We start from the raw sequence: 24,259 nt of genomic DNA on the forward strand, positions 1-24,259 counted from the left end.
TGAGAGGACGCAGTGCTGAGTGCCGAGCTGAAGGCGTTTTACCTGGTGGCCCGCCTGGGCAGCATCACCCTGGCGGCGAAAAAGCTCGGCCTGAGCCAGCCCACGGTGACCACCCAGATCCGTCATCTGGAAAGCCAATATGCGGTCGAGCTGTTCTATCGCGGCGGCCGCCGCCTCAGCGTCAGCGAAGAGGGCGCCCGGCTGTTGCCGATGGTCAAGGCGCTGTTGCAGCAGGAAGCCGATATCGAGTTTTTCCTGCGCAACAGCGGCCAGCTGCAAGGCACCCTGCGGATCGCCGCCACGGCGCCGTATTACATCCTCGATCTGGTGAAGACCTTCCGGGAGCGCCTGCCCCAGGTGGAGGTGTCGGTGGAAATCGGCAACTCGCAGCAGGTCCTGGAATCGCTGGAGGAATACCGGGTCGACATTGCCGCGTCCTCGCAGCTGCTGGAAGATTCGCGCTTGATCCGCCGGGTGCTTGGCAGCGACCCGCTGGTGCTGGCGGTACACCGCAATCATCCGTTGGCGGCCCTCGATCATGTGCCCTTGAACGCCCTGGCCGGGCATACCCTGTTGATGCGCGAGCCGGGCTCCACCACTCGGCGCCTGACCGAGGAATTGCTCGACAGCGCCCGGGTCAGCTTCGGGCCGCTGCTGGAGATCGGCAGCCGCGAGTCGATCCGCGAGGCGGTGCTGCGCAATATCGGCATCAGCATCATTGCCCGTCAGGAAGTCCCCCACGATCCGCAGCTGCGGGTGCTGACCATCGAGAACGCGCCGCAGATCGCCGAATACCTGTACTGCCTCAAGGAGCGCAAGGGCGCGCGCCTGCCGGCGGCCTTCCTCGGGCTGGCGCAGGAAATGGCGCCAGCCTGATCCGCCCACACCTCATCCGTAGCCGCTGCCGAGCGCAGCGAGGCTGCGAACGGGTGCGCAGCGCCCGCAAAAGGCGCCCTGCGGTTACCTCGCCAGATCGCGTTGTCGGACCTGCGGTTGCTGCGCAACCGTTCGCAGCCTCGCGGGCTCGGCAGCGGCTACAAGGCTCTGCGTTCTCTTGAACCCAAATCCGCCAATACCACTATCGGCAGCTTTTGCCTCACTGCCACAGTAACTACGCATTCGCGCCCTAGGATGGCCTGCATCTGCTTGATGAGGTCCGTCCATGAACCACCCGATCGCAACTGCCCTGAGCAACCCCGGCGCGTCGATGAAAGTGCGCGGCATGCAGAAACGCTTTGGCGCTTTCACCGCGCTGGATAACGTCTCCCTGGACGTGGCGGCCGGCGAGCTGGTGTGCCTGCTCGGCCCGTCGGGCTGCGGCAAGACCACCTTGCTGCGCTGCATCGCCGGCCTCGAGCGCCAGGATCGGGGCGAGTTGTACCTGGGCAGCCGCGACGTCTCGCACCTGGCGCCCCAGGCCCGGGACTACGGCATTCTGTTCCAGTCCTATGCGCTGTTCCCCAACCTCAGCGTCGAAGCCAACATCGCCTATGGCCTGGCCGGCAGCGGCCGCGACGAAGTGCGCAAGCGCGTGGCGCAGATGCTGGAACTGGTGGGCCTGACCGGCAGCGAAAAGAAATACCCCGGCCAGCTGTCGGGTGGCCAGCAGCAGCGGGTGGCCCTGGCACGCGCCCTGGCCCCGGCGCCTTCGTTGTTGTTGCTGGACGAGCCGATGTCTGCGCTGGATGCCCGGGTGCGCGAGCACCTGTGCACCGAGCTGCGCCAGCTGCAGCGGCGCCTGGGTATCACCACCCTGATGGTCACCCACAACCAGGACGAGGCCATGTTGATGGCCGACCGCATCGCGGTGATGAACAACGGCAAGGTCGAGCAATACGCCACGCCGCAGGAAATCTACGATCGCCCGGCCACCCCGTTCGTTGCCGAATTCGTCGGCCAGGGCAACTGGTTGCCGTTCCGCCGCAGCAGCGACAGCCACGCCCAGGTCGGCGGGATGAACCTGCGGCTGGCGGCCGACTCCGGCAAGGCCGCCTCGGGCCGCTTGTTCTGCCGCCCGGAGGCGATCAGCGTCAACCCGCCGGTGCACGAGGAAAACCTGTTCCCGGCCAAGGTCCGGGAGATCACCTTCCTCGGCAACCGCTGCCGCATGAGTTTCGAACTCAACCAATTGCCCGGCCATCCACTGCTGGCCGAGCTGGCCCCGGAAGCCATGCCGCGCCTCGGCGCCCAGGACATCTGGGTCGCCTTGCCGCCGCGCAGCCTGCAGGTGTTTGCCTGAGATGGCCGTTGAACTGAGCCTGCCGCTACCCGCAAAACGGGCGCGCCAGGCGGCCCGTGCGCAAATCGGCGACCGCCTCTTCGTGCTCGGCGGCAAGCTGGTCCTGCTGGTGTTGCTGGGCCTGGCGGTGTTGCTGCCGTTGCTGGCGATCTTCTGGCGCGGTTTCAGCGGCGAAGCCGGGCAGGGCGGCGGCCTGGTCGCCGCCCGTGAGCTGGTGACCGGCGCCAACTTCCACTGGCTGTTGGGCAACAGCCTGAAAGTCTCCCTCAGCGTCGCCGCCATCGTGGTGCCGCTGGCCTACCTGTTCGCCTATGCCCTGCAACGCACGCTGATTCCCGGCAAGGCGATCTGGCGCGGCCTGTCGTTGCTGCCGTTGATGGCGCCGTCGATGCTGCCGGGGATCGCCCTGGTCTATCTGTTCGGCAACCAGGGCCTGCTCCGTGGCCTGCTCTCGGACAATATCTACGGCTTCTGGGGCATCGTTCTCGGCGAGGTGATCTACACCTTTCCCCACGCGCTGATGATCCTGCTGTCGGCCCTGTCCCTGGCCGATGCGCGGCTGTTCGACGCCGCGTCGAGCATGGGCGCCAGCCCGGCCAGGGCCTTTGGCAGCATCACCTGGCCGGCCACCCGGCAGGCGGTGTTCGCCGCGTTCTGCCTGGTGTTCACCCTGACCATCACCGATTTCGGCGTGCCGGTGGTGGTCGGTGGCGACTATCAGGTGCTGGCGCTGGAAGCCTACAAGGCGGTGGTCGGCCAGCAACAGTTCGGCCGTGGCGCCTTGATCGGCATGGTGCTGTTGCTGCCGGCGCTGTTCAGCTTCGGCGTCGATGCCTGGCTGCGCCGTCGCCATGGCGATTCCATGAGCGGCCGGGCCCAGGTGTTCCAGCCGGCGCCTTCCCGGCTGCGGGACGGTTGCTACCTGGCGATCGTGCTGCTGATCTGCGCGGCGCTGCTGCTGGTGTTCGGCATGGCGGTGTTCTCGTCGCTGGTGAAGTTCTGGCCCTATAACCTGTCACTGTCGCTCAACCACTACCAGTTCAACGACACCGCCGGCGGCGGCTGGCTGGCCTACCGCAACAGCCTGACCATGGCCCTGTGCACGGCGCTGATCGGCAGCGCGCTGATCTTCACCGGCGCCTACCTGATGGAGAAGACCCACGCCCAGCGCGGCCTCAACCTGGCGCTGCGCATGCTCAGCTTCGTGCCGATGGCGGTGCCGGGCCTGGTGCTGGGCCTGGGTTACGTCTTCTTCTTCAACCTCAGCGGCAACCCGCTGCATGTGTTCTACGGCAGCATGACCCTGCTGGTGGTGTGCACCATCGCCCACTACCTGACCACCGCGCAGATGACCGCCACCACCGCGCTGCGCCAGCTCGATGCCGAATTCGAGGCCGCCGCGCTGTCGCTCAAGGCCCCGCTGTACCGCCATTACCTGCGGGTCACCGTGCCGATCTGCCTGCCGGCGCTGCTGGACATCCTGCGCTACCTGTTCGTCTCGGCCATGACCACTGTCTCGGCGGCGATCTTCCTCTACAGCCCCGACACCATCCTCGCGGCGGTGGCGGTGCTGAACATGGACGACGCCGGCAACGTCGGCGGCGCGGCCGCCATGTCGACCCTGATTCTCTTGACCTCGGCGGGCGTGTCGCTGCTCCTGGCCTGGGCTTCGCGCGGCTTGCTGCGCCGCTCCCAGGCCTGGCGGCAGACCGCGCCCGGTCACTGACTCTGCCCAACCCCCACTAACAAGCCCCCACTCCAGAAAGGAACCGCACCATGTTCAAGCCCCTGGCTGTTGCCGCTGCTGTCCTCACTGCCTTCAGCATGAACGCCTTTGCCGCGAAGACCGAACTGACGGTCTATACCGCCCTCGAAGCCGAACAGCTCAAGAGCTACAAGCAGGCCTTCGAAGCCGCCAACCCGGATGTGGAAATCAAATGGGTGCGCGATTCCACCGGGATCATCACCGCCAAGCTGCTGGCGGAAAAAGCCCGGCCGCAGGCGGACGCGGTGTGGGGCCTGGCGGCCTCCAGCCTGGCGATCCTCGATCAGCAGGGCATGCTGCAAAGCTATGCGCCGAAGGACCTGGGCAAGATCGGCGGCAACTACCGCGACGCCGCCAACCCGCCGGCCTGGGTCGGCATGGACGTCTGGGCCGCGACCATCTGCTTCAACACCGTCGAGGCCGAAAAACAGGGCCTGACCAAGCCGGTGAGCTGGCAGGACCTGACCAAGCCTGAGTACAAGGGCAAGATCGTCATGCCCAACCCGGCCTCGTCCGGCACCGGCTTCCTCGACGTCAGCGCCTGGTTGCAGACCTTCGGTGAGAAGCAGGGCTGGCAGTACATGGACGAGCTGCACCAGAACATCGGCCAGTACGTTCACTCCGGCTCCAAGCCCTGCAAGCTGGCGGCGGCCGGCGAATTCCCGATCGGCATCTCCTTCGAATACCCGGCCGTGCAGCTCAAGCGCCAGGGTGCGCCGCTGGACATCGTGCTGCCCAAGGAAGGCCTGGGCTGGGAAATCGAAGCCACCGCGGTGATCAAGGGCACCCCTCATGAAGAAGCGGCGAAGAAGCTCGCCGACTTCTCCGCCAGCCCCGCGGCCATGGAGCTGTACAAGGAAAACTTCGCCGTCCTGGCCCAGCCGGGGATCGCCAAGCCGCAGACCGAGCTGCCGGCCGACTACGAGCAGCGCCTGATCAAGAACGACTTCGCCTGGGCCTCGAAGAACCGCGACCAGATCCTCGCCGAGTGGCGCAAGCGTTATGACGGCAAGTCCGAGAAGGTCGCCGCCCAGTAACCAATAGACCGCTATCGCGAGCAATCGAGCGTCGACCGGCTGCTCCTACAGGGTTGGCCTTTGTAGGAGCGAGCTTGCTCGCGATTGACCTCGTAGGGGCATTTCCCAAGGACCACACCCATGAGCAACCACAACGACCTGCTGATCGTCGGCGCCGGCATTCTCGGGCTGTCCCATGCCTATGCCGCGGCCAAGCGCGGTTTGCGGGTCAAGGTTTTCGAGCGCAGCGCCACGCCCCTGGGCGCGTCGGTGCGCAATTTCGGCCAGGCCCTGGTGACCGGCCAGCCGCCAGGCGTGATGCTCGACCTGGCCAGGGCCAGCCGCGGCATCTGGGGCGACTGGGCGCAATTGGCCGGTCTGCCGCTCAAGCGCAACGGCTCTTACCTGTTCGCCCGCACTGAGGCCGAGGAGCAATTGCTGCAGGCCTTCTGCGCCGGACGCGCGCGGGAGCACGGCTACCGCGTCGAACTGCTACGCGGCGCGGCCTTGAACGATCTGTACGGCGGCCGCTTCCGCCATCATCGCGCGGCGCTGCACGGCCTGGATGACCAGCAGCTGTATTCCCGCGAAGCCATGCCGATGCTGATCGACTACCTGCGCCGCGACCTGGGGGTGGAGTTTCATTTTTCCACCCTGGTGCGCGACATCGAGCCCGGCCAATTGCACAGCACCGCCGGCAGCTTTCGCGCGGGGCAGATCCTGGTCTGTTCCGGGCATGACTACCAGACCCTGCTGGCCGAGCCGATTGCCGCGCTGGCGCCGCAGGTCTGCCGCCTGCAAATGCTCCGCGCCCGGCCCGAGGTGCAGCTGGACCTGCAACACGCGCTGCTCACCGGCTTGAGCTGCGTGCATTACGGCGCCTTTGCCGACCTGCCCGAAGCAGCGGCGGTGCAGGCGCAGATCCTGCGGGACGCGCCACACCTGCACGAAAACGGCATCCACCTGCTGATCAGCCCGACGCCCTATGGCGAGCTGATCATCGGCGACTCCCACCATTACGGCAGCGACCCGTCGCCGTTCAATGCCGAGCAGGTGGACACCTGGATGCTCGAACTGGCCGAACACACCCTGGGCTGCAAGGTGCGGGTGGTCGAGCGCTGGCAGGGTGTCTATGGCGCCCGCGGCCCGGGGCCGTTTTCGTTCCTGCGCCCGGCCGCCGGGGTCAGCGTGGCCCTGATGCATACCGGCGTGGGCATGAGCGTCGGCCCGGCCATGGCCGAGGGCAATATCGCCCGCTTGCTGGAGCAAGCCTGATGGGGCCTGAGCAGCGGATCGCCGAGGTGTTCGGCCTGTACGAGCGCTTTGGCGACAGCGACTACATCGGCGAGCCGGTGTCGCAGATCGAGCACATGTCCCAGGCCGCGCAACTGGCCATGGCCGAGGGCTTCGACGACGAAGTGGTACTGGCGGCGTTCTTCCACGATATCGGGCATATCTGCGCGCAAGGTGTCGAGAGCATGGGCGGTTTCGGCATGGCCGGCCATGAGCGGCTGGGCGCCGACTACCTGCGCCGCGCCGGTTTCAGCGAGCGCTTGGCGCGGCTGGTGGAGTACCACGTGCAGGCCAAGCGTTACCTGACCTGCAAGGAGCCGGGCTACTACGAGCGGCTCAGCCAAGCCAGCCGGCGCACCCTGGAATACCAGGGCGGGGTGATGAGCGCCGAAGAGGCCCGGGCCTTCGAGCAGGACCCGCTATGCGCGGTCAGCCTGCGCCTGCGCCATTGGGACGAACAGGCCAAGGAGCTGCGGGTGCCGGTGATGGATTTGCAGGTGCTCAAGGACAAGGCGGTGCGGTTGCTGGCGGCCTGATCCGAGTCCTGCGGTGCCCGGGGGACAGCTATCGCGAGCAAGCTCGCTCCTACAGGGGAACGCATGTTCTGTAGGAGCGAGCTTGCTCGCGATGACGTAGGCGGGGGCGCCGCAGGCTTAACTGTCGACCACCAGCTTCTGCGCCAACACCTCGATCTGCTCCTGACGTTCGGCCTGGCTCAGGCGCGGCGCCGGGTTCAGCGACGACCACTGCGGATGGGCGCGGGCCTTGTTCAGCGCCTCCGGCAACTTGCCCTCGCGCCAGCTCTGGTCCTGGGGCGTGGCCAGCTGGATGCTGCCCAGCGCCGCGTGCCCGCGCGCATTCAACGCCTGCACCAGTTGCCGTTGGCGCAGGGCCAAGAGGCGCAGCACGCTGTCGTCCACGGTCAGTTCGCGCTGGCCCTTGAGCTTGCCCAGCAGGCGGCCGCCGTAGCTGCGAGCGGTTTGCAGCGCGCCGCCGGCAATCGCCCCGGCCAGGGCCGCCGCGCCCAGGGTCAGGCCGCCCACCAGCAGATCGACGCCAGCCCCGGCCGCCGCGCCGGCGGCGATCCCGCCACCGACCCGGACCCCGAGTTGCTTGAGGGTTTCCGGGTTGAACAAGTCATCGCCCCAGCGTCCGTCGAGCAGCGGCACATCGCTGGCGGCGGCATCCTGCGGGCGGAAGGCGTAGAGCTTGAGCAGCGCCTCGACACAGCGCTGTTCGCGCTGGCGCACGGCCTTGCGCAGCTCGCCGATGGCCTGTTGTTCCTGCTCGACCTCGCTGACCACGCTGCGCCGACAGGCGGCGCAATCGATCAGCAGTTCGGCGATCAGCCGCGCGGCGCTTTGCTGACGGGCCAGGCGCTGCGCCTGCTGGTCGGCGATCAGGCGTTCCAGCTGCGGCCGCGAGCTTTCCAAAAGCAACGCCAGGCTTTCATACAGCCGCCGCTCGCCGTCCTCCGGCGGCGCCACGCTGTCGAAGCGCACCAGCGCGTGCAGGCCCAGGCGGGCCAGGGCTTCGCGCCAGTCCGGCTCGCGATGGTTGGCGCTGCTGACGAAATTCAGCACCGGCAGCAACGGCTTGCCGCAGCTGGCGAGGACTTCCAGCTCGTCGCGGTATTTGGCCAGTACCGGCTCGCGAGCGTCGATCACATACAGCCCGGCGTCGGAGTCCAGCAGTTGGCGCAGTACCTTGGCTTCCTGTTCGAAACGCTGGCGCGCTTCGCTGCCTTCGAGAAACCGCGCCAGGCGGGCCGGACCGTCCAGGCGCTCGCCGGGGTGCTCCAGGCGTTCCAGATAGTCGAGCAGGGCGATGGCGTCTTCCAGGCCGGGGGTGTCGTACAGGTCGAGCAGCGGTTCGCCGTCCACCGACAGCCGCGCGCCCTCGACATGGCGGGTGGTGCTGGGGCGATGGGAGACTTCGCCGAACCCCACATCCCGGGTCAGGGTGCGCAGCAGGGAGGTCTTGCCGACGTTGGTGTGGCCGACCACCGCCAGCTTCAACGGTGGTTTGCGAGGATCAGTCATGCCCGGTCTCCAGCCAGTTCAGCGGTGCGCAATCGGCGAATGGCAGCTCCAGCTGTTGCAGCGCCACGTGCCAGTCGCCCAGGCGTTCGGCGTCCAGCGCTTCGCCGGGCGGCGCCTGCAACAGCCAGACCCGGGTGGCGGTGGCGCTGCGGGCCAGCTCGGCGATCAGCGCCAGGCTGCCACGGTCCGGCGAGCGCCGTGGATCGCAGGCGATGGCCAGGCGCGCCGGCGGAAAGCGGCTCATCTGTTCCAGCAGCTTGTGCCGGGATTCGCGGCTGTCGAGGATGCCGGCGTCTTTCACCGTGGCCGGCAATTGCGGTGGCCAGGGGCGCTGGTCGTCCAGTTCGATGGCCACCAGCAGGGCGCCATCGCTGTCCTGCGCGCTGACGCCGCCTTCGACGCGGTGCAGCAGGTCGGGGGCGGCATCGTTGATCCCCAGGCGTTCGCTGCTGGGCATCAGCGCTTCGCGCAGCTGGCTGTAGCCGGGGAGGTTGAGGTCCAGTTGCAGGCGCGCCTGCCCGTGCTTCCAGCACCAGCGACAGAACAGCATCAACAGCAGGCGCGGCAGCACGCCGTAAATGATCAGCGAGGCCACCAGCCAGACGGCCCACATCTGGCGCACCAGTTCAGTGTTGTAAACATCCCGGGTGCTGGCGTGAATCATCTCTACGGTCGGTACCCCGAAACCTATGGCACGGGGTATGGCCGCGAGGGCGTTGGTGATCGCCACGAAGGCATCCGCGCCGAGCAGGGTGCTTTCCCAGTAGAACCCGTAGCGCTTGGTGATCAGCAGCATCAGCAGGATCGCCACGGCGCTGAGCAGGGCCAGCAGCCACAAGCCATTGATCAGGGTGCCAATGGCCCAGCGATTGAGTTTGCGCCGTTGCAGCAACAGCAGCAGGGCCGGCGCCAGCTGCGCGGCCTTGGCGTCGCGGGCGAGCTTGGCGCTGAGCCACAGCCACAGGCGGCCGAGGCTGGCGCCGTGTTCACCGGCGAACAGCAGGCCCAGGGCCCAGCTCAGCAGCAGAAGCAGGTTGAGGCCGAGCAGGCTACCCAGGGCCCAGAACACGTTGACCGGCGCCTGCCCGTTACCCAGGGCGGCGAAGGCCAGGCCGGCACCACTGACCATGGCCAACACGGCCATCAGCAACAGGGCCAGGCGCGCGCCCTGGACCCAGTGGCGCAGGGCAGCGGCCAGGCCGTCGCGTTCGGCCAGCCACAGCGCGCGGTATTGGAGGCGGCTCGCCAGATCGCCGCCCGCGGTGCGCGCCAGACGATTGGCTTCTTGGTCCTCCAGGGCGCCGGCGTGTTCCTCGCGCAGGCGTACGGCTTCGGTGAGCCAGAGTTTTTGCAGTGGGGTCAGTGCTGTCACGCGTCATTCCGTTGCTCAAATGAGCGCTGAGCATAACCGCTGTCGCGCTGATCGGGGTACGTTGCGGGGCACCGAGCCTCTGGTATCCTCGCCGGCATGAAAAAATCTCTCCCTCTCAGCCTGATCGCGGCCCTCGGTGAAAACCGCGTGATCGGCGTCGACAACAGCATGCCCTGGCACTTGCCGGGGGATTTCAAATACTTCAAGGCCACCACCCTGGGCAAGCCGATCATCATGGGTCGCAAGACCTGGGATTCGCTGGGGCGTCCGCTGCCGGGACGGCTGAATATCGTGGTCAGTCGCCAGGCCGACCTGCGGCTCGAAGGCGCCGAAGTGTACCCGTCGCTGGAAGCGGCGGTGGCGCGTGCCGAGGAGTGGGCGCTGGAACAGGGCGTTACCGAGCTGATGCTGATCGGCGGTGCGCAGCTGTATGCCCAGGGCCTGGAGCAGGCCGATCGGCTGTACCTGACGCGCGTGGCGCTGAGCCCGGAGGGCGATGCGTGGTTTCCGGAGTTCGACCTGAACCAGTGGCAACTGGTGTCGAACGTGCCGAATCCAGCGCAAGGGGACAAGCCGGCCTACAGCTTCGAAGTCTGGGAAAGGGTTTAACCCCGTAGCCCTGTAGCCCTGTAGCCCTGTAGCCGCTGCCGAGCCTGCGAGGCTGCGATCGAGGACGAAGTCCTCGCAAAACCCGAACACGCGGTGTTTCAGGAAGAACGGGTTGTCTGGTTTACGACTGCTTCGCAGTCGATCGCAGCCTCGCAGCCTCGGCAGCGGCTACAGGTCGCAGTCCCGTTCCGGGCGTGAACCCGGAACGGGGCTGGAAGATCAAGCCTGCGCCAGCTCCGCATGCTCATCGGCATCGAGCTTTTCTTTATCGGTCTGCTGCATGATCTGGCTGGTGATCGCCCCGGCGGTCATCGAACCGCTGACGTTCAGTGCGGTGCGGCCCATGTCGATCAGCGGCTCCACGGAAATCAGCAGCGCCACCAGGGACACCGGCAAGCCCATGGCCGGCAGCACGATCAGCGCGGCGAACGTCGCACCACCGCCGACCCCGGCCACCCCGGCCGAACTCAAGGTCACTATCGCCACCAGGGTCGCGATCCACAGCGGGTCCAGCGGGTTGATGCCCACGGTCGGGGCCACCATGACTGCCAGCATGGCCGGGTACAGGCCGGCGCAGCCGTTCTGGCCGATGGTCGCGCCGAACGAGGCGGCGAAGCTGGCGATGGACTGCGGAATGCCCAGGCGGCTGGTCTGCGCCTCGATGCTCAATGGGATGCTCGCGGCGCTGGAGCGGCTGGTGAAGGCGAAGGTCAGCACCGGCCAGATCTTGCGGAAGAAGCGCAGCGGGTTGATCCCGGCCAGCGAAACGAGCAGGCCGTGGACCACGAACATCAGGCCCAGGCCGATGTACGACACCACCACGAAACTGCCGAGCTTGATGATGTCCTGCAGGTTGGAGCTGGCGACCACCTTGGTCATCAGCGCCAGCACGCCGTAAGGGGTCAGCTTCATCACCAGGCGTACCAGGCGGGTGACCCAGGCTTGCAGGGTGTCGATGGCGTTGACCACTTTCTGGCCCTTGTCGGCGTCGTCCTTGAGCAGCTGCAGGGCGGCGACACCGAGGAAGGCGGCGAAGATCACCACGCTGATGATCGAGGTCGGCTTGGCCCGGGCCAGGTCGGCGAAGGGGTTCTGCGGAATGAACGACAGCAGCAGTTGCGGGATATTCAGGTCGGCGACCTTGCCCGCGTAATCGCTCTGGATCACCTGCAGGCGGGCCATTTCCTGGGTGCCGGCCACCAGCCCTTCGGCGGTCAGGCCGAACAGGTTGGTCAGGGCGATGCCGATCAGCGCGGCGATGGCGGTGGTGAACAGCAGGGTGCCGATGGTCAGGAAGCTGATCCTGCCCAGGGACGAGGCGTTGTGCAGGCGCGCCACGGCACTGAGGATCGAGGCGAACACCAGCGGGATCACGATCATCTGCAGCAATTGCACATAACCGTTGCCCACCAGGTCGAACCAACCGATGGAGGTTTTCAGGACGGGATTGCCGGCCCCGTAGATGCTGTGCAGGGCAACACCGAAAACCACGCCCAGCACCAGTGCCAGCAGGACCTTCTTGGCCAGGCTCCAGGTGGTGTGACGGGTTTGTGCCAGGCCCAGCAGCAAGGCGAGGAACACCAGCAGGTTGAGGATCAGCGGCAGGTTCATTAAGGCTCCGATAAGACTTGTGCCAATCGCTTGTGGCTGCGATTGCGAACCGGCAAGCCTAACAGCTTGATATCTAATGAATTAATATCAAAAACGCATTGGGACTGTCGTTTTTGGAATAAGCCGCTGACGCTCAGGCACATGCCGGTGACGGGATCAGGACGCGGGCGGTCGCCCACAGGCGAGAATTGTCACAGCGATTTGTTAGCGTCGATCTCTTTAAATCAGGGAGAAAACGCCGATGAAACTCGCTCCGAAATTTCTGGTTGCCGCACTCTGCCTGGGCCTTGCCGGCCAGGTTCTCGCCACCGACTTGCAGCACTGGCCCGCGGACCAGGCCAAGCAACTGGACGCGATGATCGCGGCCAACGCCAACAAGGGTAACTACGCGGTGTTCGACATGGACAACACCAGTTACCGCTACGACCTGGAAGAGTCGCTGCTGCCGTTCATGGAGAACAAGGGCCTGATCACCCGCGAGACCCTCGACCCTTCCCTGAAGCTGATGCCGTTCAAGGACACCGCCGAGCACAAGGAAAGCCTGTTCAGCTATTACTACCGCCTCTGTGAAATCGACGACATGGTCTGCTACCCCTGGGTGGCGCAGGTGTTCTCCGGCTTCACCCTCAAGGAACTCAAGGGCTATGTCGACGAATTGATGGCCTCGGGCAAGCCGGTGCCGGCCACCTATTTTGAAGGCGACGTGGTCAAGAACACCGAGATCAATCCGCCGAAAATCTTCACCGGCCAGAAAGAGCTGTACAACAAACTGATGGAGAACGGCATCGAGGTCTACGTGATGACCGCCGCCTCCGAGGAACTGGTGCGCATGGTCGCGTCCGATCCGAAGTACGGCTACAACGTCAAACCGCAGAACGTCATCGGCGTGACCACCCTGCTCAAGGACCGCAAGACCGGCGAGCTGACCACCGCGCGCAAGCAGATCACCGCCGGCAAGTATGACGAGAAGGCCAACCTCGGCCTGGAACTGACCCCTTACCTGTGGACCCCGGCGACCTGGATGGCCGGCAAGCACGCGGCGATCCTGACCTACATCGACGAGTGGAAAAAACCGGTGCTGGTGGGCGGCGACACCCCAACCAGCGATGGCTACATGCTGTTCCACGGTGTCGACGTGGCCAAGGGCGGCATCCACCTGTGGATCAACCGCAAGGACAAGTACATGGCCCAGATCAACGGCATGATGGCCAAGCACGCCGCGGCCCAGGCCAAGGAAGGGCTGCCGGTGACGGCGGACAAGAACTGGGTGATCGTCAAGCCGGAGGACATCCAGTAACCGCGGGTTGAGCCCATCGCGGGCAAGCCTCGCAGAGGCCGATCTCCAGACAAAAAAATGCCCCGCACTTGGCGGGGCATTTTCATTCAGCGGCTGGCAATCACAGACCGTCGAGCATCGCCTTGTTGCGCACCGCGCCCTTGTCGGCGCTGGTGGCCAGCAGGGCGTAGGCCTTCAGGGCAGTGGTCACCTTGCGTGGGCGTTTTTCCACCGGTTTCCAGCCTTTCTTGTCCTGCTCGACACGGCGCGCGGCCAGTTCTTCGTCGCTGACCAGCAGGTTGATCGAGCGGTTCGGAATGTCGATCAGCACCTTGTCGCCGTCCTGTACCAGGCCGATGGCGCCGCCCGCCGCTGCCTCTGGCGAAGCGTGGCCGATGGACAGGCCCGAAGTACCGCCGGAGAAGCGGCCGTCGGTCAGCAGGGCGCAGGCTTTGCCCAGACCCTTGGACTTCAGATAAGACGTCGGGTACAGCATTTCCTGCATGCCCGGGCCGCCTTTCGGACCTTCGTAGCGAATGATGACGATGTCGCCTTCCTTCACTTCGTCGGCGAGGATGCCGCGCACTGCGCTGTCCTGGCTTTCGAAGATCTTCGCGTTGCCTTCGAAGACGTGGATCGACTCATCGACGCCGGCGGTCTTCACCACGCAGCCGTCCAGGGCGATGTTGCCGTACAGCACGGCCAGGCCGCCTTCTTTCGAGTAGGCGTGCTCGACACTGCGGATGCAGCCGTTTTCACGGTCGTCGTCGAGGCTCGGCCAGCGGGTCGACTGGCTGAATGCGGTCTGGGTCGGGATGCCGGCCGGGCCTGCCTTGAAGAAGTGGTGCACCGCTTCGTCGCTGGTCTGGGTGATGTCCCACTTGGCGATGGCTTCTTCCATGCTGCGGCTGTGCACGGTCGGCAGGTCGGTGTGCAGCAGGCCGCCGCGCGCCAGGGAGCCGAGGATGCTGAAGATGCCGCCGGCGCGGTGCACGTCTTCCATGTGGTACTTCTGGATGTTCGGCGCCACCTTGCACAGTTGCGGCACGCTGCGGGACAGGCGATCGATGTCGCGCAGGTCGAAATCGATCTCGGCTTCCTGGGCGGCGGCCAGCAGGTGCAGGATGGTGTTGGTCGAACCGCCCATGGCGATGTCGAGCATCATGGCGTTCTCGAACGCCTTGAAGTTGGCGATGTTGCGCGGCAGCACGGATTCGTCGTTCTCGCCGTAGTAGCGCTTGCACAGCTCGACGATGGTGCGGCCGGCCTGCAGGAACAGCTGTTCGCGGTCGCTGTGGGTGGCCAGGGTCGAACCGTTGCCCGGCAGGGCCAGGCCCAGGGCTTCGGTCAGGCAGTTCATCGAGTTGGCGGTGAACATGCCGGAGCAGGAACCGCAGGTCGGGCAGGCGCTGCGCTCGTACTCGGCAACCTTCTCGTCAGAAGCGCTGGAGTCGGCGGCGATCACCATGGCGTCGACCAGGTCGAGGCCGTGGGCGGCGAGCTTGGTCTTGCCGGCTTCCATCGGGCCGCCGGAAACGAAGATCACCGGGATGTTCAGGCGCAGGGCGGCCATCAGCATGCCGGGGGTGATCTTGTCGCAGTTGGAGATGCAGACGATGGCGTCGGCGCAGTGAGCGTTGACCATGTACTCCACGGAGTCGGCGATGATCTCGCGGCTCGGCAGCGAATACAGCATGCCGTCGTGGCCCATGGCGATGCCGTCATCCACGGCGATGGTGTTGAATTCCTTGGCCACGCCGCCGGCGCGTTCGATTTCGCGGGCGACCAGCTGGCCCAGGTCCTTGAGGTGCACGTGGCCCGGGACGAACTGGGTGAAGGAGTTGGCAATGGCGATGATCGGCTTCTTGAAGTCGTCATCTTTCATCCCCGTGGCGCGCCACAGTGCGCGGGCGCCGGCCATGTTGCGGCCGTGGGTGGATGTTTTCGAGCGGTAATCAGGCATGGAGCACTCCGGGCGGCTAATCAGGTAACAAATGGGGAGTGAGCTTCTATTGACCCCTGGAACACTCAGAAATGGCCGTGTGTCCTGAAGCTGCCGATGACGCCGCGGGATCACCGCGCGCCTCAGCCTGAGCTCATAAACCCGCCGGGGGATGACTGGCGATGAATCTCGCGATTCTACACCGCTGGCGCCAGGAAGGAATGCCGTGGCCGCTCTACGGCGTCGAATGCCTGGATATGGAAATGGGCAGCCGGCGATCAGGGACTGGTTTAGACTCGCCGGCCTTCGATCACCTTCCAATGGAGCTGGAATGTCCGCGACGCTGCGATCCCTGAGGTTCTACCTTGTCATCGGCCTGGCGCAGGGCCTGCTGCTGATGTGGACCGTCCTCTACAGCGGCGGGTCCGGTGTCGCAATGGCCGCGCTGGCGACTGCCCTGTTGGTGGGTGGCGGGCTGTTGCAGCTGCTGGCCGAGCAGCGACGCCAGCCGCGGACCTGGATCGCGATATTGCTGGTTGCGCTGGGTGCGGCGGGGCTGGTGTGGGCCTGTCGTGGCCTGCCCTTCACCCTTGGCGTGGGGTTGGGCGTGATGGCCGGCCTGCTGCTGATGACCCTGCTCAGTGCCACGCTGCTGCAGGGGCGTGACGATCTGTGGCGACGGCTGCTTGGGAATGGCGCCTGGGTGCTGCTGGCTTTGCCAATGCCCTGGCTGGTGCAGTGGTTGTTCAAGCTATGGATTCAGCACCGCCACCTCGACCCCTTCAAGAGCGGGTTGCTGTCCCTGGCGTTCTTCGCCGCGCCGACCCTCGCGTTCTCCGGCGCCATGTTCCTCGGCTCTTTATGGCGCGCGCGCCGTCGGGCACAGGTCGCTTGAGCGCTGATTCTTGGGTGAGGAGGGGGCAATCGGTTTGGGCACCCCTTGCCGCGTGGGGCAAGGGGCGTCCAGTCAGGCTCAGCTGTTAGGCAGCAGGCGGCAGGTGATGCTCTTGATGTAGCGGGTTTCCGGGATGGCCGGGTGTACCGGGTGGTCCGGACCCTGGCCGCCGCGTTCCAGCAGCTGGATATTGCGGTCCAGGTGGCGGGCGCTGGTGAGCAGGATGTTCTGCAGGTCGTCTTCGGGCAGGTGCATCGAGCACGAAGCGCTGACCAGGATGCCGTCCTTGCTGAGCAGGCGCATGGCCTGTTCGTTCAGGCGGCGGTAGGCGCCTTCGCCGTTCTTCAGGTCTTTCTTGCGTTTGATGAAGGCGGGCGGGTCGGCCACGATCACGTCGAAACGCTCTTCGGCGGCCTTGAGCTCTTTCAGGGCTTCGAACACGTCGCCTTCGATGCAGGTGACTTTCTCGGCGATGCCGTTGAGCGCGGCGTTGCGCTCGACACCGTCAAGGGCGAAGCCCGAGGCATCGACGCAGAACACTTCGCTGGCACCGAAGGCGCCGGCCTGCACGCCCCAGCCGCCGATGTAGCTGAACAGGTCCAGCACGCGCTTGCCCTTGGCGTAAGGCGCCAGGCGGGCGCGATTCATGCGGTGGTCGTAGAACCAGCCGGTCTTCTGGCCTTCCATCACCGGGGCCTCGAACTTCACGCCGTTCTCTTCCAGGGCGACCCACTCCGGCACCAGGCCGAACACGGTTTCCACGTAACGGTTGAGGCCTTCGGCGTCGCGCGCGGCGGAGTCGTTCTTGAACAGGATGCCGCTGGGCTTGAGGACCTGGACCAGGGCGGCGATCACGTCGTCCTTGTGCTGTTCCATGGTCGCCGAAGCCAGCTGCACGACGAGGATGTCGCCGAAACGGTCGACCACCAGGCCCGGCAGCAGGTCGGAGTCGCCGTAGACCAGGCGGTAGAACGGTTTGTCGAACAGGCGCTCGCGCAGCGACAGCGCCACGTTCAGGCGGTGCACCAGCAGCGACTTGTCCAGCGCCAGCTTGGCGTCGCGCGACAGCAGGCGGGCGCAGATCAGGTTGTTCGGGCTCATGGCGACGACGCCCAGCGGCTTGCCGCCGGCGGCTTCCAGCACTGCCTGGTCGCCTGCCTTGAAGCCGTGGAGTGGGGTGGCGGCTACATCGATTTCGTTGCTGTAGACCCACAGGTGGCCGGCGCGCAGGCGGCGATCGGCGTTGGCTTTGAGGCGCAGGCTTGGCAGGGACATGACGTCGCTCCGGAAAAAAGAGCGGGAGTATAACGTGTTGCGCTCGCCGAGAGGCTGGCGAGTGGATATGCGGTGACAGGGCAAACCCGCCGTGGATACCCCGCGCCTGGCCCGGCATTGCCCCGAGGCGCCCGTTGTAAAGTTCCTTCCGGCTGGCCATGGGCGCCATCTAAAGGGTTAGAATCGCCGCCTAGCCCAGAGTGCGTACCTATGTCCCAAGCGATGTCCCAAGAGCTTTCCGCCGAACAGATTCAACAGGCCCTGCAAGGCATCAGCGTGCCGCCCCAACCGCAGATCATGGTGGATCTGCAGATGGAGCAGTACATGCCCGACCCTGACCTGGAAGTGATCGCGCGGCTGATCTCCCAGGACCCGGGCCTCTCCGGCGCCCTGCTGAAAATCGTCAACTCGCCGTATTACGGGCTGAGCAACAAGATCGCCTCGATCCAGCGCGCGGTGAACCTGCTGGGCAGCCGTTCGATCATCAACCTGATCAACGCGCAGTCGATCAAGGGCGAGATGAGCGACGAAACCATCGTCACCCTCAACCGTTTCTGGGACACCGCCCAGGATGTGGCGATGACCTGCCTGACCCTGGCCAAGCGCACCGGCTCGCAAGCGGTCGACGAGGCTTATGCCCTGGGCCTGTTCCACGATTGCGGCGTGCCGCTGATGCTCAAGCGCTTCCCCGACTACATGACGGTGCTGGAAGAGGCCTACGCCAGCGCGGGCCCCGAGAACCGCGTGGTGGATACGGAAAACCGTGTGTTCAACACCAACCACGCGGTGGTCGGTTATTACACGGCCAAGTCCTGGCGCCTGCCGGAGCACGTGACCAACGCCATCGCCAATCACCACAACGCCCTGGCGATCTTCAGCGACGAGTCGTCGCGCAACAGCCAGCTGAAGAACCTGCTGGCGATCCTGAAAATGGCCGAGCATATCTGCGCGTCCTACCGGGTGCTGGGCAATCAGGTCGATGATCATGAATGGAACAGCATCGGCCATCTGATCCTCGATTACGTCGGCCTGTCCGACTACGACTTCGAGAACCTCAAGGAAACCGTGCGCGAACTGGGCGCGCACTGATTCCCGACCACGTTATAGAGAATACGAGGCACACATGCCTGAATTACCGGAAGTCGAAACCACCCGGCGCGGTATCGCGCCGCACCTGGAAGGGCAGCGCGTCAGCCGCGTGATCGTGCGCGACCGGCGTCTGCGCTGGCCGATTCCGGAGGACCTCGATGTGCGCCTGTCCGGCCAGCAGATCGTCAAGGTTGAGCGCCGCGCCAAGTACCTGCTGATCAATGCCGAAGTCGGCACCCTGATCAGTCACCTGGGCATGTCGGGCAACCTGCGCCTGGTGGAGGTCGGCTTGCCGGCGGCCAAGCACGAGCATGTCGACATCGAGCTGGAGTCCGGCCTGGCCCTGCGCTACACCGACCCGCGGCGCTTTGGCGCGATGCTCTGGAGCCTGGACCCGCTCAATCACGAACTGCTGATCCGCCTGGGGCCGGAGCCGCTGACCGACCTGTTCGACGGCGAGCGCCTGTATCAGCTGTCGCGGGGACGTTCGATGGCGGTCAAGCCGTTCATCATGGACAACGCGGTGGTGGTGGGGGTGGGCAATATCTATGCGACCGAAGCGCTGTTCGCCGCCGGCATCGACCCGCGTCGCGAAGCCAAGGGGATTTCCCGGGCGCGCTACCTGAAGCTGGCGATCGAGATCAAGCGCATCCTGGCCGCGGCCATCGAGCGCGGCGGCACCACCCTGCGCGACTTTATCGGCGGCGACGGGCAGCCGGGCTATTTCCAGCAGGAACTGTTCGTCTACGGGCGCGGCGGGGAACACTGCAAGGTCTGTGGCACGGGGCTGCGGGAGATCAAGCTGGGGCAGCGCGCGAGCGTGTATTGCCCTAAATGCCAGAGCTGATCGCCTGTAGCCGCTGCCGAAGGCTGCGATAGCTCCGTAGGACTTGTGGCGATCTTACTGGCGTCGCGGCCGTTTCGGCCGATCGCAGCCTTCGGCAGCGGCTACGGTCGCAAGTCTCGATGGCTGTGTTATGCCTTGCCGGTGATCTTCCGGTACTTGGCCATCAACTCTTCTTCGGTTTCCGGATGGGCCTCGTCCAGCGGGATGCAATCCACCGGGCAGACCTGCTGGCATTGCGGCTCGTCATAGTGGCCGACGCATTGGGTGCACAGGTTCGGGTCGATCACGTAGATCTCTTCGCCTTGGGAAATCGCGGCGTTCGGGCACTCGGGTTCGCAGACGTCGCAGTTGATGCAATCGTCGGTGATGATCAGGGACATGGGGCACTCCGGCCGGGGCGGCGGGCCCAGGCATTTGAAAAACCAATGGCGCAATTGTGCCGCATTGGCGAGCGCAGTGCACGCGGGCGCGATGGGAGGGGCGTTTGCAGGTCGACTGCGCGGAAGCCGGCGCGGGCTGCGCCAGCTCCCGCGGGGGTTATTTCTTGAAGCGCAAGGTCAGGGCGTCGGCCACGGCCGGATGCACGAACTTGCTGATATCGCCGCCCAATGCCGCGATTTCCCGGACCAGGGTCGAGGAAATGAACGAATAACGCTCCGACGGCGTGAGGAACAGGCTTTCCACGTCCGGCGCCAGTTGGCGGTTCATGTTGGCCAGCTGGAATTCGTATTCGAAGTCCGAAACCGCCCGCAGCCCCCGCAGGAAGACATTGGCGTTCTGCTCCTTGGCGAAATGCGCCAGCAACGTGGAAAAACCGACGACTTCAACGTTCGGCAGATGCTTGGTGACCTCGCGAGCCAGTTCCACACGCTGTTCCAGGGGAAAAAGCGGGTTTTTCTTCGGGCTGGCGGCGACGGCGATGATCACATGATCGAACAGGCGCGAGGCGCGTTCGACCAGATCGCCATGGCCCTTGGTAATAGGGTCGAAGGTACCTGGGTACAACACTCGGTTCATCGCGTCGTCCTGGCGGGAGTCCGTTGGGGAGTCGGATGGTATCGCAGCCTTTCCGGTCGGCCAAGTCGCCTGTAACGGAAGAAAGCACTATAGACGACGAAAATAAGCGGCGTTTTCACCCGCTTTTCAGCCGTTCGGCCAGGGCCGTGGCCAGTTGCGCGGTCAGGCCGTAGACCGACAATTGCGGGTTGGCGCCGATGCTGGTGGGGAACAGCGAACCGTCGTGGATCGACAGATTGGCCAACTGGTGATGCCGGCCCAGGCTGTCGGTGACAGCGTTCTTCGGGTCTTCGCCCATGGCGCAACCGCCCATCACATGGGCGCTGCCCAGGCGGGTGCGGTACAGCGCAAGGTTCAGGCCGTCGATCAGGGTCTTGGCCTCGGCCAGGGTCTTCACGTAGCGGGCATCGCTGTGCATCGGCATGACTGCCTTGGCGCCGCCGGCGAACTGGATCTGCGCCATGCTGTGAAAGGCCCGGCGCACACCGTCCCAGGCGTAGTCCGAGACCTGATAGTCGAGCACCGGCGAGCCGTCGCCGCGCAGTTCCACGCTGCCACCGCTGCTGTCCGGGTGAAAACCGTCGCGCAGCAGCGCGAGCATGGCGTGGGTGTGGGGCAACTGCTGCATGTTCAGGGCGCTCTGCGGGCCGAAACCGCCGAGCAGGGTGGCGGCCAGCGCCGGTTGCAGCGGCGGCACCTCGAGCTTGTAGGACATTTTGCCGGTGGTACCGTCCAGCCACTGGAAATGATCGGAGTAGATCGACTGCGGCGCCCCGTAGAAGGGGTTGATCACCTGGTCGAACTGCCCGGCGGAAAAGTTCACCAGGTGCAGGAAGGTGCGTTTGCCCAGGCGCTTGTGCGGGTCGGCCGCGTCGGAGCGCAGCAGCAGGGCCGGGCTGTTGATCCCGCCACCGGCCAGCACGTAGTGCCGGGCCTTGACCTGGATGGTGCGCCCGGTGGGCGCCACGCAGCGTTCGTCCATGGCCAGGCAGAGCAGGCTCTCGACCTGGTCGCCCTTGATCTGCAGGCGCTCGGCGCGGGCCAGGTACAGCAGCTCGCCGCCTTTCTCCAGGGTCGCGGGAATGGTGGTGACCATCATCGACTGCTTGGCGTTGGTCGGGCAGCCCATGCCGCAATAGCCGAGGTTCCAGCAGCCGCGCACGTTGCGCGGGATCACGTGCCAGCTGTAGCCGAGCTTCTCGCAGCCGATCCTGATCACGTCGTTGTTGGCGTTGGGCGGCATGATCCACGGGGCGATCCCCAGGCGTTGCTCCATCTTCGCGAACCAGGGGGCCATCTCGGCCGGACTGTGGCCCTTGACGTCGTGCTCCTTGGCCCAGTGCTCCAGGGTCGGCTCGGGGGTACGGAAGCTGGACGTCCAGTTGATCAGGGTGGTGCCGCCGACCGCGCGGCCTTGCAGGATGGTGATGGCGCCATCCTTGCTCATGCGGCCGATGCCTTCCTGATAGAGGCTGGCGTAGGCCTGGTCCTCGAGCATCTTGAAGTCGTCGCTGGTCTTGAGCGGCCCTTCCTCGATCAGCAGCACCTTGTAGCCGGCGGCGCTGAGGATCTCGGCGGTGGTGCCGCCGCCCGCGCCGCTGCCGATGATGGCGACATCCGCCTCGAGGGTCAGGTCCTCCTGCAATTGCGAACCGTTGTAGGTTTTCCAGCCTCGGGCCAGGCCTTCGCGAAACAGATCGGGTACGGGCATATCAGGCGCTCTCTTGTTGTTCTGGGGCTTCTGGGTGCTTGTGTAGCCGCTGCCGAAGGCTGCGACAAGGTCCGTAGGACCTTCAGCGGCTTCAAGAACGACGCTCCCTGCGGGAGCGATCGCAGCCTTCGGCAGCGGCTACAGAATGAGCAGTCTTCAGATTCTGGGTGGCCCGGGATAACCGCAATGGGCCCAGGATTCGGGGCGGCTGTACCAGGCCATCATCACCAGTTGCAGCAGGGACGCGTGGCCCATGCGCAGCAGGCTGAGGGAGCTGTTTTCCCAGCGCTTGAGGAAGTGCCGGATATCGTCGGCGCTGGCGTTCTCCCAACTGCCCCAGATGCCGGTCAGGGGGCCGCGCGTGATGCCCATGCCCAGCACGTCGAACAGCTGCTGGGTGAGCTTGAGCATTTCCGGCGACAGGTGGTCGAGGCTGTGATCCAGGCTTTTCAGGGGGGCGTCGAGCGCCGCCGGCAACTTCTCGGCGGCCACGGCACCGTCGAGCATGACCGGAAGCAGCGCCCGCAGAATCGGCAGGTCGCTGCTGCGCAATGCGGCAAAGCCGCTGGCAGGGGTGCTGGACGAGCAACCGCTGAGGCTGGCGCCGAGGCCGGCGGTGGTCAGGAACGCGCTGGCGCACAGGCCGATTTTCAACAGGCCACGGCGCGACAGTACGGGTGCGGCAGGCAGGCTGGGGGTCATTATTGTTATTACCCGCAATGGTCTGATTAACGGATGAACAGCTTCTGGATCAGTTTCTGGATCGGTTTGCCGTAGGGCGGGTAGATCAGCCGCGCGGCATTCAGGCGCTGCTTGCTCAGCACCCCCTTGGCCTTGCTGAAGGTCAGGAAGCCCTCGTGACCGTGGTAATGGCCCATGCCCGAGTGGCCGATGCCGCCAAACGGCATGTCGTCCTGGGCGACGTGCAGCAGGGTGTCGTTGAGGCAGACCCCGCCCGAGTGGGTTTCGTTGAGCACCCGCTCCTGCTCGGCCTTGTCGTAGCCGAAGTAATAGAGCGCCAACGGGCGAGGGCGCTGGTTGATGTAGGCGAAGGCCTGGTCCAGGCCGGTGTAGGGCACGATCGGCAGGATCGGGCCGAAGATCTCATCCTGCATCACCGTCATGTCGTCGCTGACATTCAGCATCAGGCTGTGGCCCATGCGCCGTTCCTGGTTCTCTTCGAACAGCGGGATCAGCAGCGCACCCTTGCTGGTGGCGTCGCTGATGTAGCTGTTCAGGCGCGCCAGCTGCCGCGGGTTGATGATCGCGGTGTAGTCGGGGTTGTCGACCAGGGTCGGGAAGAAACCACGGACCACCTGGCGATAGACGTCGACGAAGGCGCCGACGCGGTGTTCCGGGACCAGCACGTAGTCCGGGGCGACGCAGGTCTGGCCGGCGTTCATGGTCTTGCCGAAGGCGATGCGTTCGGCGGCGTCCTTGAGTGGTACGTCGTCGGACACGATGGCCGGAGACTTGCCGCCCAGCTCCAGGGTCACCGGGGTCAGGTTTTCCGCCGCGGCGCGCATCACATGCTTGCCGATGCTGGTGGCGCCGGTGAACAGCAGGTGATCGAAGGGCAGCCGGGAGAAGGCCACGCCCACGTCGGCTTCGCCCAGCACCACGGCGACCAGGTCCTCGGGGAACGCCTTGGCCAGCAGGCGCTTGAGCAGCAGGCCGGTGGCGGGGGTCGATTCGCTGAGCTTGAGCAGCACCCGGTTGCCGGCGGCGAGCGCGCCCACCAGCGGGCCGATGGCCAGGTACAGGGGGTAGTTCCACGGCACGATCACCCCGACCACGCCCAATGGCTGGTAGACGACCTTGGCCGAGGCCGGCTGGAAGGCCACGCCGACCTTGCGCCGCGAAGGTTTCATCCAGCCCTTGAGGTGTTTGCTGGCGTAGTGGATGCCATGCAGGCTGGGCATGAGTTCGGCGAGCAGGGTTTCGTCGGCGCTGCGATGGCTGAAATCTTCGCTGATGGCATCGATCAGGGCCTGGCGTTCGCTGTCGAGCAGCTCGCGCAGGCTCTTGAGCCATTGCTGGCGCTGGGCGGCCGGCGGCATGGGGTTGGCCGCGAAGGCCTGGCGCTGGGCGGCGAACAGACGGTGGAGCTCATCCAGCTGCTGGTGGGCTTCCGGCAAGTAGGCGATTTCGGCAGACATGGGCGACTCCGGGTTTTGTGGGTGGGAAGTTTTTAGAGTTTATGCTCTAAAATGTCAAATGACATCCCGGGCCGGCTTTGATTTATCCCGTTGGGGATAGG

Annotated in this window: 21 protein-coding genes; 11 read left to right on the plus strand and 10 right to left on the minus strand. The window is 65.5% G+C overall.

All coding sequences use genetic code 11. The features are described from left to right. Positions 1–12 precede the first annotated feature (12 nt). The 6 genes from BMY68_RS16660 (at position 13) to BMY68_RS16685 (ending at position 6,849) form a co-directional block, all read left to right on the plus strand. Positions 13–876 carry a LysR family transcriptional regulator gene (locus BMY68_RS16660; RefSeq protein WP_007930341.1) on the plus strand — a complete coding sequence of 288 codons (864 nt, stop codon included), beginning with the start codon at positions 13–15 and terminating at the stop codon, positions 874–876. Positions 877–1,162: 286 nt separating this feature from the next. Then, positions 1,163–2,239: a putative 2-aminoethylphosphonate ABC transporter ATP-binding protein gene (locus tag BMY68_RS16665; RefSeq protein WP_085532955.1), complete on the plus strand. Its 1,077-nt coding sequence runs from the start codon at positions 1,163–1,165 to the stop codon at positions 2,237–2,239. A gap of 1 nt (position 2,240) precedes the next feature. Then, entirely contained in the window at positions 2,241–3,965 is a 1,725-nt protein-coding gene (locus BMY68_RS16670; protein WP_085532957.1) for a putative 2-aminoethylphosphonate ABC transporter permease subunit, read from the plus strand. Positions 3,966–4,015: 50 nt separating this feature from the next. After that, positions 4,016–5,041 (plus strand): putative 2-aminoethylphosphonate ABC transporter substrate-binding protein, encoded by a 1,026-nt coding sequence (locus tag BMY68_RS16675; protein ID WP_085532959.1) that lies wholly within the window; start codon positions 4,016–4,018, stop codon positions 5,039–5,041. Positions 5,042–5,161: 120 nt separating this feature from the next. Further along, complete coding sequence (locus tag BMY68_RS16680; RefSeq protein WP_062824319.1) at positions 5,162–6,295, plus strand: TIGR03364 family FAD-dependent oxidoreductase; 1,134 nt, start codon at positions 5,162–5,164, stop codon at positions 6,293–6,295. Continuing rightward, a complete protein-coding gene (locus BMY68_RS16685; RefSeq protein ID WP_062824320.1) occupies positions 6,295–6,849 on the plus strand; it encodes a phosphonate degradation HD-domain oxygenase in 555 nt (184 codons plus the stop codon). Before BMY68_RS16680 ends, BMY68_RS16685 begins: the two co-directional genes overlap by 1 nt. Positions 6,850–6,966: 117 nt before the next feature. On the opposite strand, the gene BMY68_RS16690 is transcribed toward BMY68_RS16685, so the two are convergent. Continuing rightward, positions 6,967–8,355, minus strand: coding sequence for a GTPase/DUF3482 domain-containing protein (locus BMY68_RS16690; protein WP_085532961.1), 1,389 nt, complete (start codon positions 8,353–8,355; stop codon positions 6,967–6,969). Further along, entirely contained in the window at positions 8,348–9,727 is a 1,380-nt protein-coding gene (locus tag BMY68_RS16695; RefSeq protein WP_085532962.1) for a DUF2868 domain-containing protein, read from the minus strand. The genes BMY68_RS16690 and BMY68_RS16695 overlap by 8 nt, the downstream gene beginning before the upstream one ends. Positions 9,728–9,823: 96 nt before the next feature. Between BMY68_RS16695 and BMY68_RS16700 the strand changes: the two genes are divergently transcribed. Continuing rightward, positions 9,824–10,336 (plus strand): dihydrofolate reductase, encoded by a 513-nt coding sequence (locus tag BMY68_RS16700; RefSeq protein ID WP_085532964.1) that lies wholly within the window; start codon positions 9,824–9,826, stop codon positions 10,334–10,336. A gap of 219 nt (positions 10,337–10,555) precedes the next feature. Here BMY68_RS16700 and BMY68_RS16705 read toward each other — a convergent pair whose 3' ends face one another. Next, the gene (locus BMY68_RS16705) at positions 10,556–11,947 is read right to left on the minus strand and encodes an L-cystine transporter (protein ID WP_085532966.1); all 1,392 of its coding nucleotides are present in this window, start codon (positions 11,945–11,947) and stop codon (positions 10,556–10,558) included. A gap of 241 nt (positions 11,948–12,188) precedes the next feature. Here BMY68_RS16705 and BMY68_RS16710 point away from each other — a divergent pair, with 241 nt between their 5' ends. After that, positions 12,189–13,244: an HAD family hydrolase gene (locus BMY68_RS16710; RefSeq protein WP_062824325.1), complete on the plus strand. Its 1,056-nt coding sequence runs from the start codon at positions 12,189–12,191 to the stop codon at positions 13,242–13,244. A 100-nt stretch (positions 13,245–13,344) separates the two neighbouring features. On the opposite strand, the gene ilvD is transcribed toward BMY68_RS16710, so the two are convergent. Then, a complete protein-coding gene (gene ilvD, locus BMY68_RS16715) occupies positions 13,345–15,186 on the minus strand; it encodes a dihydroxy-acid dehydratase (RefSeq protein WP_009046053.1) in 1,842 nt (613 codons plus the stop codon). A 310-nt stretch (positions 15,187–15,496) separates the two neighbouring features. On the opposite strand from ilvD, the gene BMY68_RS16720 reads away from it, so the two are divergent. Next, positions 15,497–16,060 carry a hypothetical protein gene (locus BMY68_RS16720; RefSeq protein ID WP_085532968.1) on the plus strand — a complete coding sequence of 188 codons (564 nt, stop codon included), beginning with the start codon at positions 15,497–15,499 and terminating at the stop codon, positions 16,058–16,060. A 78-nt stretch (positions 16,061–16,138) separates the two neighbouring features. On the opposite strand, the gene BMY68_RS16725 is transcribed toward BMY68_RS16720, so the two are convergent. After that, a complete protein-coding gene (locus BMY68_RS16725; RefSeq protein WP_007921262.1) occupies positions 16,139–17,335 on the minus strand; it encodes a class I SAM-dependent rRNA methyltransferase in 1,197 nt (398 codons plus the stop codon). A 276-nt stretch (positions 17,336–17,611) separates the two neighbouring features. Between BMY68_RS16725 and BMY68_RS16730 the strand changes: the two genes are divergently transcribed. Together BMY68_RS16730 and mutM are read left to right on the plus strand one after the other, a co-directional pair. Continuing rightward, positions 17,612–18,424 carry an HDOD domain-containing protein gene (locus BMY68_RS16730; RefSeq protein ID WP_164485217.1) on the plus strand — a complete coding sequence of 271 codons (813 nt, stop codon included), beginning with the start codon at positions 17,612–17,614 and terminating at the stop codon, positions 18,422–18,424. Between the two features lie 34 nt (positions 18,425–18,458). Then, positions 18,459–19,271: a bifunctional DNA-formamidopyrimidine glycosylase/DNA-(apurinic or apyrimidinic site) lyase gene (gene mutM, locus BMY68_RS16735; RefSeq protein WP_009046050.1), complete on the plus strand. Its 813-nt coding sequence runs from the start codon at positions 18,459–18,461 to the stop codon at positions 19,269–19,271. A 128-nt stretch (positions 19,272–19,399) separates the two neighbouring features. Here mutM and BMY68_RS16740 read toward each other — a convergent pair whose 3' ends face one another. The 5 genes from BMY68_RS16740 to BMY68_RS16760 form a co-directional block, all read right to left on the minus strand. Next, on the minus strand, positions 19,400–19,651 hold the full coding sequence (locus BMY68_RS16740) for a YfhL family 4Fe-4S dicluster ferredoxin (RefSeq protein ID WP_007921257.1): 252 nt from the start codon (positions 19,649–19,651) through the stop codon (positions 19,400–19,402). A gap of 157 nt (positions 19,652–19,808) precedes the next feature. Next, positions 19,809–20,288, minus strand: coding sequence for a pantetheine-phosphate adenylyltransferase (gene coaD / locus BMY68_RS16745; RefSeq protein ID WP_003229157.1), 480 nt, complete (start codon positions 20,286–20,288; stop codon positions 19,809–19,811). Between the two features lie 115 nt (positions 20,289–20,403). Further along, positions 20,404–21,999 (minus strand): GMC family oxidoreductase, encoded by a 1,596-nt coding sequence (locus BMY68_RS16750; RefSeq protein ID WP_085532969.1) that lies wholly within the window; start codon positions 21,997–21,999, stop codon positions 20,404–20,406. 156 nt (positions 22,000–22,155) lie between these two features. Further along, on the minus strand, positions 22,156–22,701 hold the full coding sequence (locus tag BMY68_RS16755) for a twin-arginine translocation pathway signal protein (protein WP_085532971.1): 546 nt from the start codon (positions 22,699–22,701) through the stop codon (positions 22,156–22,158). A 26-nt stretch (positions 22,702–22,727) separates the two neighbouring features. Further along, the gene (locus BMY68_RS16760) at positions 22,728–24,158 is read right to left on the minus strand and encodes a coniferyl aldehyde dehydrogenase (protein ID WP_085532973.1); all 1,431 of its coding nucleotides are present in this window, start codon (positions 24,156–24,158) and stop codon (positions 22,728–22,730) included. Between the last annotated feature and the right edge of the window lie 101 nt (positions 24,159–24,259).

Source organism: Pseudomonas sp. NFACC41-3 (genome assembly GCF_900109505.1).
Classification (GTDB): domain Bacteria; phylum Pseudomonadota; class Gammaproteobacteria; order Pseudomonadales; family Pseudomonadaceae; genus Aquipseudomonas; species Aquipseudomonas chlororaphis.

Coding starts and splice junctions, on each gene's coding strand:
- BMY68_RS16665 (WP_085532955.1), top strand. CDS start 1,163: ATGAACCACCCGATCGCAACTGCCCTGAGCAACCCCGGCGCGTCGATG.
- BMY68_RS16670 (WP_085532957.1), top strand. CDS start 2,241: ATGGCCGTTGAACTGAGCCTGCCGCTACCCGCAAAACGGGCGCGCCAG.
- BMY68_RS16675 (WP_085532959.1), top strand. CDS start 4,016: ATGTTCAAGCCCCTGGCTGTTGCCGCTGCTGTCCTCACTGCCTTCAGC.
- BMY68_RS16680 (WP_062824319.1), top strand. CDS start 5,162: ATGAGCAACCACAACGACCTGCTGATCGTCGGCGCCGGCATTCTCGGG.
- BMY68_RS16685 (WP_062824320.1), top strand. CDS start 6,295: ATGGGGCCTGAGCAGCGGATCGCCGAGGTGTTCGGCCTGTACGAGCGC.
- BMY68_RS16690 (WP_085532961.1), bottom strand. CDS start 8,355: ATGACTGATCCTCGCAAACCACCGTTGAAGCTGGCGGTGGTCGGCCAC.
- BMY68_RS16700 (WP_085532964.1), top strand. CDS start 9,824: ATGAAAAAATCTCTCCCTCTCAGCCTGATCGCGGCCCTCGGTGAAAAC.
- BMY68_RS16705 (WP_085532966.1), bottom strand. CDS start 11,947: ATGAACCTGCCGCTGATCCTCAACCTGCTGGTGTTCCTCGCCTTGCTG.
- BMY68_RS16710 (WP_062824325.1), top strand. CDS start 12,189: ATGAAACTCGCTCCGAAATTTCTGGTTGCCGCACTCTGCCTGGGCCTT.
- ilvD (WP_009046053.1), bottom strand. CDS start 15,186: ATGCCTGATTACCGCTCGAAAACATCCACCCACGGCCGCAACATGGCC.
- BMY68_RS16720 (WP_085532968.1), top strand. CDS start 15,497: ATGTCCGCGACGCTGCGATCCCTGAGGTTCTACCTTGTCATCGGCCTG.
- BMY68_RS16725 (WP_007921262.1), bottom strand. CDS start 17,335: ATGTCCCTGCCAAGCCTGCGCCTCAAAGCCAACGCCGATCGCCGCCTG.
- mutM (WP_009046050.1), top strand. CDS start 18,459: ATGCCTGAATTACCGGAAGTCGAAACCACCCGGCGCGGTATCGCGCCG.
- BMY68_RS16740 (WP_007921257.1), bottom strand. CDS start 19,651: ATGTCCCTGATCATCACCGACGATTGCATCAACTGCGACGTCTGCGAA.
- coaD (WP_003229157.1), bottom strand. CDS start 20,288: ATGAACCGAGTGTTGTACCCAGGTACCTTCGACCCTATTACCAAGGGC.
- BMY68_RS16750 (WP_085532969.1), bottom strand. CDS start 21,999: ATGCCCGTACCCGATCTGTTTCGCGAAGGCCTGGCCCGAGGCTGGAAA.
- BMY68_RS16755 (WP_085532971.1), bottom strand. CDS start 22,701: ATGACCCCCAGCCTGCCTGCCGCACCCGTACTGTCGCGCCGTGGCCTG.
- BMY68_RS16760 (WP_085532973.1), bottom strand. CDS start 24,158: ATGTCTGCCGAAATCGCCTACTTGCCGGAAGCCCACCAGCAGCTGGAT.